This window comes from Streptomyces anulatus, assembly GCF_000721175.1.
Taxonomy (GTDB): domain Bacteria; phylum Actinomycetota; class Actinomycetes; order Streptomycetales; family Streptomycetaceae; genus Streptomyces; species Streptomyces anulatus_C.
Genome location: NZ_JOEZ01000049.1, coordinates 1 through 15,965 on the forward strand (window position 1 = coordinate 1; position 15,965 = coordinate 15,965).

13 protein-coding genes and 2 pseudogenes are annotated in these 15,965 nt (G+C 70.5%); 2 read left to right on the top strand and 13 right to left on the bottom strand.

Annotated elements, in window-relative coordinates; translation table 11 throughout:
* Window positions 1-193: 193 nt before the first annotated feature.
* Window positions 194-1,211 (top strand): annotated as a pseudogene (locus IG90_RS46430) (MarR family transcriptional regulator); the annotation flags it as partial.
* On the opposite strand, the pseudogene IG90_RS40140 reads toward IG90_RS46430, so the two are convergent.
* From IG90_RS40140 to IG90_RS0135940, 11 genes and pseudogenes are all read right to left on the bottom strand, one after another.
* Window positions 1,206-1,430, bottom strand: a pseudogene (locus IG90_RS40140) (Flp family type IVb pilin); the annotation flags it as partial. The pseudogenes IG90_RS46430 and IG90_RS40140 overlap by 6 nt on opposite strands.
* Window positions 1,431-1,634: 204 nt before the next feature.
* Entirely contained in the window at window positions 1,635-2,426 is a 792-nt protein-coding gene (locus IG90_RS0135895) for a response regulator (protein WP_425338032.1), read from the bottom strand.
* 277 nt (window positions 2,427-2,703) lie between these two features.
* A complete protein-coding gene (locus tag IG90_RS0135900; protein ID WP_030594371.1) occupies window positions 2,704-4,140 on the bottom strand; it encodes a sensor histidine kinase in 1,437 nt (478 codons plus the stop codon).
* Window positions 4,141-4,274: 134 nt separating this feature from the next.
* Window positions 4,275-5,162, bottom strand: coding sequence for a DUF5936 domain-containing protein (locus tag IG90_RS0135905; RefSeq protein ID WP_030594374.1), 888 nt, complete (start codon window positions 5,160-5,162; stop codon window positions 4,275-4,277).
* Between the two features lie 21 nt (window positions 5,163-5,183).
* Entirely contained in the window at window positions 5,184-6,128 is a 945-nt protein-coding gene (locus IG90_RS0135910; protein WP_030594378.1) for a type II secretion system F family protein, read from the bottom strand.
* Window positions 6,129-6,138: 10 nt separating this feature from the next.
* Window positions 6,139-7,476 (bottom strand): TadA family conjugal transfer-associated ATPase, encoded by a 1,338-nt coding sequence (locus IG90_RS0135915; RefSeq protein WP_030594381.1) that lies wholly within the window; start codon window positions 7,474-7,476, stop codon window positions 6,139-6,141.
* A gap of 46 nt (window positions 7,477-7,522) precedes the next feature.
* The gene (locus IG90_RS0135920; RefSeq protein ID WP_030594383.1) at window positions 7,523-7,921 is read right to left on the bottom strand and encodes a TadE/TadG family type IV pilus assembly protein; all 399 of its coding nucleotides are present in this window, start codon (window positions 7,919-7,921) and stop codon (window positions 7,523-7,525) included.
* A complete protein-coding gene (locus tag IG90_RS0135925; RefSeq protein WP_030594384.1) occupies window positions 7,918-8,349 on the bottom strand; it encodes a TadE family protein in 432 nt (143 codons plus the stop codon). The genes IG90_RS0135920 and IG90_RS0135925 overlap by 4 nt, the downstream gene beginning before the upstream one ends.
* A gap of 3 nt (window positions 8,350-8,352) precedes the next feature.
* Window positions 8,353-9,666: a CpaE/TadZ family protein gene (locus IG90_RS0135930; RefSeq protein WP_030594387.1), complete on the bottom strand. Its 1,314-nt coding sequence runs from the start codon at window positions 9,664-9,666 to the stop codon at window positions 8,353-8,355.
* Between the two features lie 7 nt (window positions 9,667-9,673).
* On the bottom strand, window positions 9,674-10,381 hold the full coding sequence (gene cpaB, locus IG90_RS0135935) for a Flp pilus assembly protein CpaB (RefSeq protein WP_030594389.1): 708 nt from the start codon (window positions 10,379-10,381) through the stop codon (window positions 9,674-9,676).
* A gap of 349 nt (window positions 10,382-10,730) precedes the next feature.
* Window positions 10,731-11,597, bottom strand: a complete 867-nt coding sequence (locus tag IG90_RS0135940) for a hypothetical protein (protein WP_030594393.1) — start codon at window positions 11,595-11,597, stop codon at window positions 10,731-10,733.
* A gap of 667 nt (window positions 11,598-12,264) precedes the next feature.
* Here IG90_RS0135940 and IG90_RS0135945 point away from each other — a divergent pair.
* On the top strand, window positions 12,265-14,010 hold the full coding sequence (locus tag IG90_RS0135945) for a chitinase (RefSeq protein WP_030594396.1): 1,746 nt from the start codon (window positions 12,265-12,267) through the stop codon (window positions 14,008-14,010).
* An 81-nt stretch (window positions 14,011-14,091) separates the two neighbouring features.
* On the opposite strand, the gene IG90_RS0135950 is transcribed toward IG90_RS0135945, so the two are convergent.
* Both IG90_RS0135950 and IG90_RS0135955 read right to left on the bottom strand, forming a co-directional pair.
* Entirely contained in the window at window positions 14,092-15,429 is a 1,338-nt protein-coding gene (locus IG90_RS0135950; RefSeq protein WP_030594399.1) for an Nramp family divalent metal transporter, read from the bottom strand.
* A 123-nt stretch (window positions 15,430-15,552) separates the two neighbouring features.
* Complete coding sequence (locus tag IG90_RS0135955; RefSeq protein WP_030594402.1) at window positions 15,553-15,963, bottom strand: RidA family protein; 411 nt, start codon at window positions 15,961-15,963, stop codon at window positions 15,553-15,555.
* Between the last annotated feature and the right edge of the window lie 2 nt (window positions 15,964-15,965).

Below are 15,965 nucleotides of genomic sequence, written 5' to 3' on the forward strand. Positions count from 1 at the left end.
AACAAGAACCCCAAGCCGTTCATCTGGACAAAGACCGCCGACGACATCCTCGACACCCTCGCCGCATACTGCACACGAATTAACGACTCAGGACACTAGCCCTGCCCTGAGCACCCCCGCATCCTCACCCGCGTACCCGAGGGCAGCGCCCGGCTACGGCAAACGATCCGCATCCGAACAACTGCCGCCACGCATGGGTGACTTCGCCTTACTGCCGACCCGCGAGCGGTACGTCGCCGGGTTCATCGACCGCCTCCCCGACGGCGCGGCCATGAGCGTCAAGACCCTCGCCAAGCAACTACCGCTCTACGGGCAGCAAGCCATCGGCACCGCCCTGAACAGCCCTGTCCGTCGCCGGGCACCTGCGCCGCGTACGGTGCTCCGTGGGCCAGGGCGGGACGACCCGATGGGCCTTCCGCACCTTCTGGTCCCGCACCGCACGCGACAACGAGTGGTGGAACACCTACCTCGCCGCCGAGAAGCACCGGGTCAGCGGCGCCGGCAGCCCCGATGTCCTCCCCCAGGAACCGGGCACCGGGTCCACCGCCCCGCCCCCGCCCTGGGTCCCCGCCGAGGAACCCGCCCCCGGGCCCCCTGCGCACGAGGCGTCACCCGAGTCCGCCCCCGCGTCCCCGCCCGGAAGGGCACCCGAGCCCTCCCCGGCCCCGCCGCCCGGGAAGGCACCCGAGCCCGCCCAGGCTTCCCGACCCCGGCCCGAGGTCGCTCCGCCGAACGCCCCCGCCGGCCCCGTTCACGTACAGCCGCCGAACGCCCCGCCCCCGGAGCCCGGCGACCGCCCCTCCCCCGCCTACCTCGCCCTCGCCGAACTCGGACGCAGGGACCGCCGCATCGCCCTCTCCGCAGCCGACTGCGCCGCGCTCGAACCCCTGGCCACCGCATGGCTGGACCGAGGCGTCACCACCGACTACCTCATCCACACCCTCACCGCCGGGCTACCCCACCGCGTCGACTCCCCCATCGGCCTCATCCGCCGCCGCCTCACGGACAAGGTCCCGCCCCAACCACCGGCCGAGCAAGCCCCGTGCCTGCCCGACGCACCCACCCACCGCGTGATGATGGAATGCACCAACTGCCGTGCCCCCGGCCGCCCCGAAGCCCTCCCCGACGGACTCTGCCGCCCCTGCCGCACCCACCACGCCTCCGGCACCGCCGAGGAGCCCGTCGACACCCGCGACACCCGCGATGCTCCCGACATCGGCGCATACGTCGCCGATGCGCTCCGAGATGTTCGTGCCGATGTCCGAGGCAGCGACCGCACCGATGATCGCCACGACCACCAGGACGATGCCCAGGTACTCGAACGCCGTCTGTCCCCGGTCCTTCGCCGCGTAGCGCTTCTGGATGCTGCGAACAGCGGTGTCGGCCCAGCCGTTGACGCGGACTGCGGCCTTCAGGGTGATGTTCGACATGGTGTTCCCCTCCTGGTTCGGCCGACCGGTTGCCGGCCGACTCACACGTTCCTGCGGTGTCGTCCTCGATACCGGCTTCCTCCCGGCCGGTGCCGTTGGCGACGTGAGAAACATAGGGGGGAATCATCGCTCGCCCAGAGGGCCCGTGGGCCCATTCCCGGGCCCAAAAGGCTTTCTGGGCCCTCTCGTTGCGCGATCGCTCGGTCATGGCTGCCGCCCGGGGTTACGGGGCGCGGTGCCGAGCCAGTGCGCGATGGCCTCGCTGCGGGTGGCGCTGTGGAGCTTCGTGAAGATGCGGTTGATGTGGTTCTTGACCGTCTTCTCACTGATGAAGCAGGTGGCGGCGATCTGCTGATTACTCATCCCGGACGCAATCAGGTCCATGACCTCCACCTCCCTCGAACTCAGCCTGTACTGATGCCTGTTGGGGGTGGGTGCCGACCCCCTGTAGCCAGAAGACTGTCCCACAGAAGGTTGCAGTTGCGAAAGACCTTCCGAATTTTCGAGGGGGTGTGGCGGTGCGTGCACGGGTACGGGCGGCGTCGTCAGTGCCGATCCCAGGCCTTCGGGCAGGGGGCCCCTGTGCGGGGCCGTGCCCAGGCGCATGTGGGCCAGCAGGGCGTCGGCGGCCGTGGACGTGAAGTGGGCGCGGCCGTCCTTCGTGTCCTTCACCGCGCGGACCAGTTGGTCCGCCGTGAACTCGCCGTGCACCAGGTAGCCGCCCGCGCCCAGGCGTAGCGCCTCGTGGACGATCTCGCTCTCGCGGCTGTACGTCAGCATCAGCACGGGCGCGATGCCGACCAGGTGCGGCAGGGCCGAGATGCCGTCCACGCCGGGCATCCGGACGTCGAGCAGGACCACGTCCGGGCGGTGCTGGTGGGTCTTCTCGTAGGCCTCGCGGCCGTCCGCCGCCTCTGCCACGACCTCGATGTCGGCCCGGCCCGAGAGGAGGACGCCGAGGCCAGCCCGGACCACCGGGTTGTCGTCCGCGACCACCACCCGGAGCCGGGCCGGGGCGGGCGCCTCGGGTGCAGGCGGGAAGGGGGACGTGGTGGGCCCTCCGAACGGCGGGGACGGCGTCGGTGTGGCCGGGGGCTGGATCGCAGTGTGCTGGGGCCCGGCGGGGCCGGGGGCCGGGGGGGGCGGGGGGCGGGGGTGGGCGGGATGGGCGGCGACGAGTGCTGGGGGGCGGGGTGACGGGCCGCCTTCCCGTAGCGGTTCGGTGCAGGGGAGACATCGTCCGGCATGCTGCGACCTCCTCTCAGGGTCGGGGTCATGGGTGGGGGGTCGTGACGTTCTCGGGTTCGGGTGCAGGTACACGTGCGGGTGCAGACGACGGCAGCGGCGCGTGGGAGAGCGCGGGTGACAGCGCGGGCGCGGGCAGGGGCGTCGGCGCGGCGTTCTCCTCGGCGGCCGTACTCGTCAGCGCCGCCAGGGGGAGCTCCACCCGCACCTCCGTGCCCTTCTCCGCATCGCCCCGGCCGATCCGGATGCGGGCCCCGATGGACGCGGCCCGCTCCACCATGCCGACCAGGCCGAAGTGGCCGGCCCTGCGGAGGGTGTCGAGCGTCGTTCCGGCGGGCAGGCCGCGCCCGTCGTCGTACACGCTGACGCGGAGCATGCCGCCCTTCACGCCCGCGAGGACGATCAGGTACGAGGGGTCCGCGTGGCGGTGGGCGTTCTCCAGGGCCTCGGAGGCGACGGTGAGGAGTTGTCGGGCCACCGCCTGCGGGACCGGTGGGATCGGGGTCTCCTCGGCGAGGCGGCGGAACGTGGCCGTGATCGGGTGACGGGCGGTGAAGTCCTCGGCCTGGGCCGCCAGTTCCGCGACCAGGTCGACGCCGCCTTCCAGGCCCTGTTCCCGGCGGAGGTCGGTGAGCAGTTCCCGGGACTCGGCGGCGGCCCGGCGGGCGGCGCGGGCGACCAGTTCCGCCTGGAGTTTCACCGTGGGCGGGTCCATCCGGCCCGCCGAGCACGCCAGGCCGTCGGCGGCCAGCGCCAGGCCGTGCAGGGTCTTGGCGACCGAGTCGTGCATCTCCCGGGCCAGGCGGGTGCGTTCGCCCTCCACCGCCTCGCTCACCGCCAGTCGTGCCCGGGTCTCGGTGAGCGCCTGCGTCGCCGTCCCGAAGCGCAGCAGCAGGTTGCGCAGGGTGACCCCGACCGCCCCGGCGATCACGCAGAAGCCGGGCAGGAGGAGGGCCGTCCCCCCGCCGCCCTCCAGCTTCGGGACGCTCGCGTACACGCCGAAGACGATGACCACCTGGAGCGCCGCGAAGACCGCCGCGCCGCGCCAGCCGTGGACCAGACCCGCCAGCAGCGGGGTGCAGACGGTGACGTACGCCAGCGTCGACTCGGGGGTCGCCGTGATCAGCAGCAGCGCACCGAAGAACACGTCGACGGCCAGGAGCCAGGGGTGGCGCAGGAGCACCGGGCCGAACCGCTCCCAGTCCCGGAACAGGACGTACGAGCCCATGAACGTGACCAGGATCGCCGAGCCGATGAACCACGTGGGCAGGCCGGGGGCGGTGTGGCTGATGGCGTACGGGGTCGCTATCGCGATCATCGCCAGGCGGAATCCGAAGACCTGGCGGCACATCGCCTGGAGCGCGTTGACCTGGATGGCGAAGGCCGGGCGGGCCGGGGTGCCGGTGTGCGCGCGGGTCAGGTCCGCGGTCAGGCCGGGCTGCGCACCGCTGAGCTGGTATGCCATGCGCCTGTCACCTCCGTTCGCCCCGTGATCCCGTACTTGCCCCGTACTGCTCGTGCTCCGTACCGCCGGCCGATGCGGCAGGCGTGGTGTTCCGGAACGTAGGTGTTCCGTCCCCATCCCGCCCGTTGTTCATGTCACCCGCCCGTGAGGGACCCGAGGTCGACGTCTGCTCCGTACACGAATCCGACCGTGAGAAGAAGGAGAGTGCCGGGGAGAAGGAACGTGGTCACCGCGAACGTGGCCTTCGGAACCGCCTTGGCCGCCTTGCGACGGGCGTTCTGGGCGTCGGTGCGGCGCATGTCGTTGGCGATCTGGATCAGTGTCTCGACGATCGGAGCGCCCAGTTCCTCGCCCTGCTGGAGCGTCGTGACGAACATGGCGACCTGTTCGGAGTCGTTGCGTCTGCGCAGTTCCTCGAAGGCCTGGCGGCGGCTGACGCCCATGTCCATCTGCCGCAGGGTGATGCGCAGTTCGTCGGACCACGGGCCCTCGTACTTCTCCGCGACCCGGTCCAGCGCCTGCCGGAAGCCGAGCCCGGCGGAGACGACGACGGCCAGGACGTCGAGGAAGTCCGGCAGGGTGCGTTCGATGTGCTCGCGGCGCACCCGGATCGCCGACCAGATCCCGGCCTCCACCCAGAAGAGGCCGAAGGCGATCATCAGGAGGGCCAGGAACAGCTGGCCGCGCAGGAGCATGGAGAACGCGCCGAGGAGGCCCAGTGCGCCGTAGACCGCGCGGCGGGCCGCGTAACGGTCGATGGTGAGGCCGCCGGGGTTGCCCGCCAGGTCGATCTGGCGGCGCTTCTTGTTGACGGCCTTGGGGCCCATCATCCGCAGCACCATGGGGGCCCAGCGGATGCCGAGGCGGTCGATGCCGGAGCCGACCGCGCCGGTGCGGGAGGAGCCGGATTCCAGTGCCACGGCAAGGTCGCCGGGGAGTTTGGCATCGGCCCGGTACATCCGGATGCCGTGGATGGCCCCGTAGACGGCGAGGCCGACGACCAGCGCTAGCAGCAGGTCCATGGCGGTTCTTCTCCCAGCTCGTCAGACGTCGATACGGGACAGGCGGCGGATGACCACGAAGCCGACGGCGTACAGGGCGATGGCCACGACCACCGCCGCCTGGCCGATGAACGCCCCGGTCATCCGGTCCAGCGCGCCCGGCATGACCGCGTTCATCAGGAGCATCGCGCCGATGCCGAAGGCCGGTACGGCGTAGGCGGTGACGGTGACCTGCGAGAGCTGGGTCTTGACCTCGCGGCGGGTCTCCTTGCGCTCCTCCAGCGTCTCGGTGAGGTTGCGCAGCGAGCTGACGACCGTACCGCCGGCCCGGTTGGAGAGGACCAGCGTCGTCACCAGGACGACCAGTTCGCGGGACGGCAACCGGTCCGTGAGCTCGCTCAGCGCGTCCTCCAACGGCTCTCCCACAGCGAGCCGCCGGGCGACCCGGGCCAGTTCCTCGCCGGCCGGGTCCTCCAGTTCCTCGGCGGCCATGGACAGCGAGGTGCGCAGGGCCAGGCCCGCCTGGGTGGCGTTGGCGAGGATGCGGGAGAGCTCGGGGAGCTGGTTGATGAAGCGCTCGGTGCGCTTGACCCGCTGCCAGTTGAGGAACGCGTTGGTGCCCCAGAGGCCGATCAGGGCGGCGACCGGGCCGAAGAACGCGGCGAGAATGGAGGAGGCGAGCATCCAGAGTCCCGCCATCGCGACGAGCGCGTAGACGAGGAACTCGCCGGGCGTGATGTCCATGCCGGTCGCGGCGAGTTTCAGCTCCAGCTTCCGGCCGAGCGCGGTGGCGCGCAGCCGGCGGTCCAGGCCCCTGAAGCGGCGGACACGGCCGGTCTCGGGGATCTGTCCGACGTGCGAGAGCCGCTCGACGAGGGCGTCGCGGTCGGCCTTGCCGCCGGAGTAGGCGTACAGGCCCATCACGCCGAGCACGCAGCACAGCAGCGTGACGCCGACGGTGACCAGGGGGAGGTTGACGTTGTCCATGGCTCGGTACCTAGTTGGCCTCTCGGGTGGCGAGCTGCTCGGCGGACTGGGCGACGCCGAACGCCTGCGGAATGGGCTGACTGGCCAGGTAGAGGCGCTCGGCGAGCCTCCGGGGCAGCGGGAGGTACCGGAAGTCGCCGTGGATGCGGCCGTCCGCCGACATCGGCTGCGCGTCGAACCGCGCCACGGTCACGATGCGGTACGGGTCGCGGCCGTGCGAGTCCAGGACCGCGATCTCGGTGATCTTCCTGGCCCCGTCGGCGTGCCGTGTGAGCTGGACGATCACGTCGACGGCGCTGTTGATCTGGTCGTGCAGCGCCTCGAAGGGGATCTCGACCTCCGACATGGAGGCGAGGGTCTGCAGACGCATCAGCGCGTCCTCGGCGCTGTTGGCGTGGACGGTTGCCAGCGAGCCGTCGTGACCGGTGGACATCGCCTGGAGCATGTCGAGCGACTCGCCGCCTCGGACCTCACCGACGACGATGCGGTCCGGGCGCATACGCAGCGAGTTGCGGACCAGGTCGCGGATGGTGATCTCGCCCTTGCCCTCGACGTTCGCCGGACGGGACTCCAGCCGGATCACATGGCTCTGCTGGAGCTGGAGTTCGGCGGAGTCCTCGATGGTGACGATGCGCTCGGCGTTCGGGATCAGTCCGGAGAGCGCGTTGAGGAGGGTCGTCTTGCCGGTGCCGGTGGCGCCCGAGACGATGACGTTGAGCTTGGCCTGGACGAGGCCGGCGAGCAGCACCAGCATCTGTTCGTCCAGCGAGCCGAAGCCGATCATCTCCTGGAGCGTGAAGGAGCGCGGGAAGCGGCGGATGGTGAGGGTCGCGCCGGTCAGCGACAGCGGCGGGATGATCACGTTGACACGTTCACCGCTGGGCAGGCGGGCGTCGACCATCGGGTTGGACTCGTCGACGCGGCGGTTGACGGTCGACACGATCCGCTCGATGGTCTGCATCAGCTGCTCGTGGGAGCCGAAGCGCATCGGGAGCTGTTCGACCTTGCCGTTGCGCTCGACGAAGATCTGGTCGGGGCCGTTGACCATGATCTCGGTGATGGACGCGTCCTCCAGGAGCGGTTCCAGGATGCCGAGGCCGAGCGCCTCGTCGACGACGCGGCGGATCAGCTGTGAGCGCTCCATGGTGGACAGGACCGGGCCCTCGCGGCTGATGATGTGGCCGAGGACGCGTTCCAGCCGGGCCCGCCGGTCGGCGGCGGCCAGCGAGGACATCTCCGCGAGGTCGATCTCCTCCAACAGCTTGGCCCGGTAGGTGGCCACCATGTGGCCGTCCTCCCGTGCCCCGCCCTGCTCCTCCGGAGCGGTCATGCGTGCCCGCAGGCTCATCGGCGTAACTCTCCTCGTCGGGGTCGGAATCTCGGGCAGATCTGGGTCAGAAGCCGATGCGGGACTTCTCGTTGGGCATGGTCGTGCTCCGCTCGGCCCACCAGTCGTCCAGCCCCGGCACGACGGAGGGCACCTTGACCCGGACCGTCACCGTGATGTCCCGTCCGCCGCGCTGGTGGTAACGGAATCCGCCGTCCTCCACCCAGTCGCTCACGGCGTCGCGGGCGTTGGACTGACCGCTGCCCCGGGCGTCCACGCTGGCTGCCGTGCGGGCTCCGGCGCGGGCCGCGGTGCCCGCCTGGTTGGCGACGTACGCGGCCAGGCCGAGCTGGATGGCCGCCATCGCGAAGAGGAGCAGCAGGGGGAGGAAGCCCAGGTACTCCATGGCGACCTGGCCCCGGTCCCGGTCCCTGTTCCGGTCGTCCCGGTACGGACGCGTCGTCATCGCGGGTCCTCCCTCGGTGATCCGGCCTTACCGGTGATCTCGGTGTCGAGGTCGAACAGGCCCGGTACCAGTACCGGGACCTTCAGCTTCACCGTCGCCTCGTACAGGCGGCTGCCGCCGCTGCACCGCACCTGGGCCCCGTCCGACCAGGCGTCGGGGAGGTCCTTCATCGCGCCGGCCCGGCAGGCCGCTCCCGCCCCGTACTCCGCCCCGCTGCCCTTGCGGGCGGCCACGTCGGCGGCGTTGCCCGCGAGGCTGAAGGTGTAGCCGATCAGGGCGCACTCCCAGAGCACGAGCATGATCAGGATGATGAAGGGGGTCATGCCCAGGAACTCGACCGCGGTCTGCCCGCGGTCCCGGTCCCGGCTCTCACGTAGGGCGGTGATCCGCCCCCGTATGCCGCTTCGTGCCGTCCTTGTGGTGGTCATCGCTCAACGTGTCCCCTCGGAGTCTCCGGGCCCGCGTCCGGAGCCGTCGCGCCGGCGGCGCGGGCGTCCGATCGAGCCCCGGTCGTTCTTGAAGGCGCCGCCGGTCCTCTTGACCAGGGCACCGCCGCTCTTCTTCGCCGTCGCGCTCTCCTTGACGATGCCCAGCTCTCCGGCCAGGCCCCAGAGCGCCTGCTTGACCGTGCTCTTGGCGTCCAGTTCGTGCAGGCGTCCGGAGTCGATGGAAGCCTGCAGTTCCTTGAAGTTGGCGGGGATCGCCGCCGAGGCGACCCGGGTGCCGGTGATCTTCTGGATCAGCGGCGGCTGGATCTCCGTGTTGCGGGTGAAGCGGTTGACGAGGGTGACCGTCTCCTCGGCCTTGCGGATCTGGAGCCGTTCCCACATCCGTACGATGCGTTTCGCGCCGCGCACCGCGACCACGTCGGGGGTCGTGACCAGCAGGGCCACGTCCGCCATCTCGATGGCCGCCGCGTTGGCCCCGTTCATCTGGCCGCCGCAGTCGATGACGACGATCTCGTAGCGGGAGCGGAGCGCGCTGACGATCTGGCGGGCCGAGCGGTCGCTGACCTCCTCGCCGCGTTCACCCTCGCCGGGGGCGAGCAGCAGGGCGAGGCCGGTGGAGTGGGAGAACACCGCGTCGGCCAGCACCCGGGGCGATATGTCGGTGATCAGGGCGAGGTCGACGAGGGAGCGGCGGAACTGGACGTCGAGGAACGAGGCGATGTCCCCGGTCTGGAGGTCCATGTCCACCAGCGCCACCGAGTTGCCGGACGCCTGGGCGGCCAGGGCGAGCTGGATGGCGGTGACGGTCGCACCGACGCCGCCCTTGGCGCCGGTGACCGTGACCACCGTGCCGGCGGGGCCGCTGAAGACGTCGTTCCCGGAGGTGAGGTGGCGGCGTACGCCGGCGGACCACTGGGCGGCCGCCTGGACGCGGTTGGCCAGTTCCTCGTAGCTCAGCGGCAGGGTGACCAGGCCGCGGGCCCCGGAGTCCATCGCGTCGGCGAAGAGGTTCGGGCTGGCGTCCGCGGTGATCATCACGACGCCGACGGACGGGAACCGCAGCGACACCTCCCGGACCAGCTCCAGGGCCGGCACCGGGCCGATCCGCTCGTGGACCAGCACCACCTCGGGCAGTTCGTCGAGCGACTCGCCCGCGAGCCGGGCCAACGTGTCGATGAGCTGGGTGGAGTCGCCGACGGGGGTCGCCGGTTCGGCGTCGGGCAGCTGGCTGAGCAGGGTGGTGACGGAGCGGGCCGCGTCGAGGTCGCCGACGGCGGGGAGGATTCTGGTGGTCATGCCATCCTCACTTGTCCTTGTCGAGCGTGTAGGTGCGGTCCCCCGGGCGGATGGTGCCGTCGCTGCCCGGGGCGACGAGCGCGAGGCGCACGTGTGCCGCGAAGGACTCGGCGTAGGCGACCCGCTGGGTGTCCAGCGTGTTCAGGGCAAAGGTGATCGGCACGGCCTCGGTCGACCGGCTTCCCCGGTCGTCCCCGCTCGGGTCCAGGGCGGTGAGCTCGCCGACGTCCAGCACCTTGGCGTTGGCGACGATCACCTTGGACTGGGCCGCGTCGCCCTGCTGCTCACCGGCGAACGTGGCGTAGATGTTGACCGTCGCGCCCGGTGTGATCTTGCCCGCGACGCCGGTGGAGGCGTCGATCATGATGGCGATCTCCTGTTCACCGGCCCGGAGTTCGGGCTTGCGGACCATCATGTCCGACTGGAGAAGAGAGCCTTCGCGGAGCTCGGTGACCGCGATCTTCGACTCGACCTCCCGCAGGTCGGTCACGGCGTTCTCCGAGAGCCAGCGCTCGGGCATCTTGATCTTCTCGAACTGGCCGCTGTTCAGAGCTGTGTACGGGGCCACGTTGGTCTTCAGCTGGTACGCCGTCACCTCGGGCCCGACCTTCGAGTTGACGTCGCTGATCACCGAGAGCACGCCGGCGAAGGCCGCGAAGGCACACAGGACCGACAGGAGCAGGAGTATCACGCCGCGGCGCTGGCGGGAGTTCATGGTCCGGACAACCTCGTTCGAATCGGATGCGTGGGACGGACAGCGGACAGAAGGTGCGGTGCGGTGGCCCCGTGCGGAGCGGTGTGGGGCGGTGAAGCGGTGTGGAGCGGTGTGGAGCGGTGGAGCGGTGTGGAGCCGTGCGGTTCGTGCCGTGCGGTTCGTGCCGTGCGGTTCGTGCCGTGCGGTTCGTGCCGTGCGGTTCGGTTACGCGCTTACATCTACGGCTGCGGGCTGCTGCGGGGCCGGCGGTTCGCGTGGTGGGGACGGTTTACGTGTGCGGGGGCGGGGGGGGCGGGGCGGGGACGCCTGGTGCGGGGAGGTGCGGGTCGAGCGGGGAGGAGCGGTCGCGCTAGGGGCCCGGCGATTCGTCGGCCCCGTGGTGCAGGACACCGGCGGGGAGCATCCGGTTCTCCTGGGCCGCGAGTGGTGCGGAACAGAATGCGCAGCGGTCGCCGATGAGTTCCATGGCGCACCAGTGGCACTTCTCCCGGCGCACGGAGGAGACCAACTGGTGGAGCACGGAGAGGTCCGGGAGATGGGCGGCGAACTCCACCAGCCTTCCGGTACCCCACCAGCGCGGTGAGTCGGCCGGGACCACGGTGTCGTGAACGGCCTGGACCTTCCAGGCGGGCGCGAGGGTCTCCTGTACCCAGTCCGACTGCAGATTCCCTCTGGCCACCAGAAGATGCGTACCGAAATCCGGCCCCGCCAGCGGTTCGGCGGCCGGGCCCACCTTCATCAGCTGCGCCTCGGGGCCGGCGAGCACGGCGAACTGGGATCCGGGGACCCAGGACTTGGCGTGGCTCTTGAGGCTGACGGGGACCCGGTCGAGCCGGGCCACGGAGTTGAGGAGGGCGCCCGCGTAGATGTAGTGCGAGAGCAGCCGGGCGGCGGAGGCGACCACCCCGGGGCTGAAGTCGCAGATGGACAACTGCCGCAGCTGGCGCACCAGGACGGCGACGCCGAGGGGCGGGAGGTCCACCTTGACCAGGGCGATCCGGTCGCTTTCCAGCACCGAGCGGATGGAGTGGAGGCGGCGTTCGTGCTCGGGCCGGATGCCCGAGGGGTAGAGGGCGATCACATACCCGTGCTGTTCGAGCAACAGGTGCATGTCGCCGATCGCCAGCTCCAGCACCTGGGCCTCGGGGGCCTGGAGCAGAGCGGCGGTCGGTGTCTGCTGATCGGTGGGCGGCAGCACCAGGTCTGCGCTCGTCACTGCTATTGCGGTCGGCACGCTCTTCCCCGTTTCGGCTCCGGTCGACGTGGGGACGTCGGCCGCAATCGCTTCTGCTCCGTGCTCCTGACCCAGCACTTTAGCCACGTCTCACCAGGCAGAGAACAGTTATCGGAGACCAGTACGCCACCATGCGAACACGGTTCCTCCGGGGCCCGGGTGCTAAACGGGACGAAATCGATTCCGCCCAACTCGGCTTTCACTGCGCAGCGTTACCGAAGTCCACGTCCGGTCTTCGATCACTTATCCATTCGCGCACGTCAGCCTGGATCCTGAGGGGTCCGGCTGCCTTTTCGTAAGGGCGTTTCCGTGACCGGGCGAAGATCTCCCGCAAGATCACTCGTGCGGGGGGCGAAGTGTGGTCGCGGGGCGGTTTCCCGGGCGGGGAATTCTCGGTCCGGCACCCCCGTACGGGGGTGGCCGAGCACTCTCGCGCCCGCCCCGCGGACAGCCTTTCACTGCCAGAGGTCTTGACAACTTGATTGGTCTGGACCAGTTTATGCGCCAAGCGGTGGCCACCGCCCCCGGCAGGACACCCCCGTGTCCGTCACGGATCCCCGACCCGCCCACCCCGTGCAGCCCCGGCCCGTCGTCCGTCCGGCACTCCCGCACGCCCCGCCAGCACCGCCAACTCCCCCCGGAGGCACCAGTGGAACGCTCCGCAGGCAGCACTCGCAGAAGGCGCCGTCGCGCCCGTCCCGTGCTCGGCGGCACCCTTGCCGTCGTCGCGGCCGCAGCCCTGACCGTCACCGGACTCGTCAGCACCGCCCAGGCCGCCGACGTCAACAACGCCAAGAACGCGGGCTTCGAGTCAGGTCTCGCCGACTGGACCTGCACCGGGGACAGCGGCGCCGTCGTGTCCAGCCCCGTGCACGGCGGTACGTCCGCGCTGAAGGCCACCCCGGCCGGCCAGGACAACGCCAAGTGTTCACAGTCGGTCAAGGTGAAGCCCAACTCGACGTACGCGCTCAGCTCCTGGGTGCAGGGCAGCTACGCCTACCTCGGCGTGAGCGGCACCGGAACCACCGACGTCTCCACCTGGACCCCGGGCTCCACCACCTGGGCCAAGCTGTCCACCAGCTTCAAGACCGGCGCCAACACCACCTCGGTGACCGTCTACACCCACGGCTGGTACGGGCAGGCCGCCTACTTCGCCGACGACTTCGAGGTGACCGGCCCCGACGGCGGGGGCAGTGGCGAGGAGCCAGGACCGGTCGTCCCGGCGGCTCCGGCGGGCCTCGCGGCGGGCGCCACGACCACGTCCTCCGTCGCCCTGTCCTGGAACGCGGTCTCCGGCGCCACCGGGTACACCGTCTACCGGGACGGCGCGAAGGCCACCACCTCCACCGGGACCTCGGCGACCGTCACGGGCCTGTCCGCGGACACCGCCTACCAGTTCTCGGTGAGCGCCACCAACGCGGCCGGCGAGTCGGTCAGGTCCGCCGCCGTCAGCGCCCGTACGGCCAAGCCGGGTACCGGCCCCGGCCCCGGGCCCGGCCCCGGGCCCGCCGTGCCGAAGCACGCGGTGACCGGCTACTGGCAGAACTTCAACAACGGCGCGGCCGTCCAGAAGCTCAGCGACGTCCCGGCCGACTACGACATCATCGCGGTCTCCTTCGCGGATGCCACGCCCACCCAGGGCGCGGTCACCTTCACCCTGGACACCGCCGGACTGAACGGCTACACCGACGCGCAGTTCCGCTCCGACATCAAGGCCAAGCAGGCGGCCGGCAAGAACGTCATCATCTCGATCGGCGGCGAGCTGGGCACGGTCCGGGTCGACAACGACGCCTCCGCCACCGCGTTCGCGAACTCGGTGTACGCGCTGATGCAGGACTACGGCTTCAACGGGGTCGACATCGACCTGGAGAACGGCCTCAACGCCACCTACATGACGAAGGCGCTGCGCCAGCTCTCGGCGAAGGCGGGCAGCTCTCTCGTCATCACGATGGCCCCGCAGACCATCGACATGCAGTCGACCTCGGGTGAGTACTTCAAGACGGCGCTCAACGTCAAGGACATCCTGACCGTCGTCAACATGCAGTACTACAACAGCGGTTCGATGCTCGGCTGCGACGGCAAGGTCTACTCGCAGGGCTCGGTGGACTTCCTCACCGCGCTCGCCTGCATCCAGCTGGAGGGCGGCCTCGACCCGTCCCAGGTCGGCATCGGCGTCCCCGCCTCCACCCGCGGCGCGGGCAGCGGCTACGTCTCCCCGTCGATCGTGAACGCGGCGCTGGACTGCCTCGCCAAGGGCACCAACTGCGGTTCGTTCAAGCCGTCGAAGACCTACCCGTCGCTGCGCGGCGCGATGACCTGGTCGACGAACTGGGACGCGACGGCCGGGTTCGCCTGGTCGAAGGCGGTCGGCCCGCACGTCCGCGGCCTGCCGTAACCCCGCATCGCCCCACGATGCTCCGAACCCGCAGCGCCGCCGCTCCCCCGGCGGCGCTGCGGCGTTCTGTCGGCAGACGGGTCACCGGAGCAGATCGTGCACCTGCTGCACACAGAGCACGATGAACAGCATCCCGGCATTGGCCAGCATCATGTTGCTGAGCCGGCCGTTGCGCCATTCGGCTGGCGTACGCGCGGAGTTGAGCAGCCACAGCAGGGTCAGGGCGAGGAAGGGCATGAAGAACGCGCCGAGCACCCCGTACGCGATGACCAGGCCGAAGGGCTCGTCCAGCCAGAGCAGGGTCATCGGCGGGAAGGTCAGCCACAAGAGGTACGCGCGGAACGGCAGCGAGCGCTGCCGGCGTTCGGTGGCCGCCGGACCGGCAAGCTCTTCCTCCGAGGCCGCAGAGGCCGCCGGGGCCGCCGAATCCGCTGGGGCCGCCGGGGCCCGGAACCGCTCCACGAAGTCGGCGAACATCAGGCTGACCCCGTGCCAGACACCGATCAGCGACGAGAACGACGTGGCGAAGAAGCCGACCAGGAAGAGCTTGGCGGTGCCCGCGCCGAAGCGGTCCTCCAGCACCTTGCCCAGGTCGATCAGCCCGCGGTCGCCGGAGGTGAGGGCGGCCTGCGAGGCGTGCAGCAGCTCGGCGCCGACGATGAGCATCGCCACGACGAAGACCCCGGTGGTGATGTAGGCGACCCGGTTGTCGAGGCGCATCACCTTCATCCAGGAGGAGTTGCTCCAGCCCTTGGCGTTGACCCAGTACCCGTACGCGGCCATGGTGATCGTGCCGCCGACGCCGCCGATCAGCCCGAGGGTGTAGAGGAGCGAGCCGTCCGGGAGCACGGGCAGCAGCCCGGCGAAGGAGGCCCCGGCGTCCGGCACGACGCGGACGGCCACGTACACGACCACCACGAACATGATGCCGATCAGGACCGTCATGACCTTCTCGAAGACGGCGTACCGGTTGAACCAGACGAAGGCCAGCCCGATCAGCCCGGTCACGATCGCCCAGAACTTCAGCCCCGGGCCGTCGGGGAACAGCGCCACGATGGGCAGGGCGCTGGAGGACATGGCCGTCGCCCCGTAGATGAAGCCCCAGATCACGACGTAGACCGCGAAGTAGACCGTGGTCCAGGGGCCCAGGCTGCGCCAGCCGTCGAAGAGCGTGCGGCCGGTCGCCAGGTGCCAGCGGCCGGCCGCCTCGGCGAGCGAGATCTTGACGACGCAGCCGATCACCGCCGCCCACATCAGCGTGTATCCGAACTTGCTGCCCGCGATGAGCGTCGCGACCAGGTCGCCGGCCCCGACCCCGGTCGCCGCGACGACGATGCCGGGGCCGATGTACTTCCAGCTGGACTTACGTGGTCGGGAGGCCGGCTCCCCTGTCCCTGTGGTTGCGCTTGTCTCCGCCATGCCGATCAAGGAAGCGCAATCGGCGGGGCGGCACAAGGGGGCGTGCACGGCAGTAGAATTCGGTGGAGGCCCGTCGGTCGGCAGCGGACGACCGATACGGGGACAGCCGGCGGGCCGGAACGGTCAGCTCAGCACCGCGAGGGCGTCGATCTCGATGAGCAGGCCCTTGGGCAGGCCGACGTAGACCGTCGTCCGGGCCGAGGGGGCCTCCTTGAGGTTCTGCTCGGCGAAGTAGGTGTTGTAGATCTCGTTCATCTCCGCGAAGTGGTCCACGTCCGTGAGGTAGACGCGCATCATCATCACGTCGTCCCAGCTCGCGCCGCCCTCCTCCAGGATCGCCTTGACGTTGGCGAAGGTCTGGAGGGTCTGCTCGCGCAGGGTGGGGCCGGCCGGGGTCGGGGCCCGGCCCTCTACGGCGGGGAGGAAGCCGACCTGGCCGGCGACCTGGAGGATGTTCCCCTTCCTCACACCGTGCGAGAACTTCGCGGGCGGCGTGGTGTGGGTGGAGGGGGTGAGGGCGGTCTTCTCGGTCATGG

Coding starts and splice junctions, on each gene's coding strand:
- cpaB (WP_030594389.1), bottom strand. CDS start 10,381: ATGAACTCCCGCCAGCGCCGCGGCGTGATACTCCTGCTCCTGTCGGTC.
- IG90_RS0135930 (WP_030594387.1), bottom strand. CDS start 9,666: ATGACCACCAGAATCCTCCCCGCCGTCGGCGACCTCGACGCGGCCCGC.
- IG90_RS0135950 (WP_030594399.1), bottom strand. CDS start 15,429: ATGGCGGAGACAAGCGCAACCACAGGGACAGGGGAGCCGGCCTCCCGA.
- IG90_RS0135920 (WP_030594383.1), bottom strand. CDS start 7,921: ATGACGACGCGTCCGTACCGGGACGACCGGAACAGGGACCGGGACCGG.
- IG90_RS0135955 (WP_030594402.1), bottom strand. CDS start 15,963: ATGACCGAGAAGACCGCCCTCACCCCCTCCACCCACACCACGCCGCCC.
- IG90_RS0135915 (WP_030594381.1), bottom strand. CDS start 7,476: ATGAGCCTGCGGGCACGCATGACCGCTCCGGAGGAGCAGGGCGGGGCA.
- IG90_RS0135900 (WP_030594371.1), bottom strand. CDS start 4,140: ATGGCATACCAGCTCAGCGGTGCGCAGCCCGGCCTGACCGCGGACCTG.
- IG90_RS0135925 (WP_030594384.1), bottom strand. CDS start 8,349: ATGACCACCACAAGGACGGCACGAAGCGGCATACGGGGGCGGATCACC.
- IG90_RS0135910 (WP_030594378.1), bottom strand. CDS start 6,128: ATGGACAACGTCAACCTCCCCCTGGTCACCGTCGGCGTCACGCTGCTG.
- IG90_RS0135905 (WP_030594374.1), bottom strand. CDS start 5,162: ATGGACCTGCTGCTAGCGCTGGTCGTCGGCCTCGCCGTCTACGGGGCC.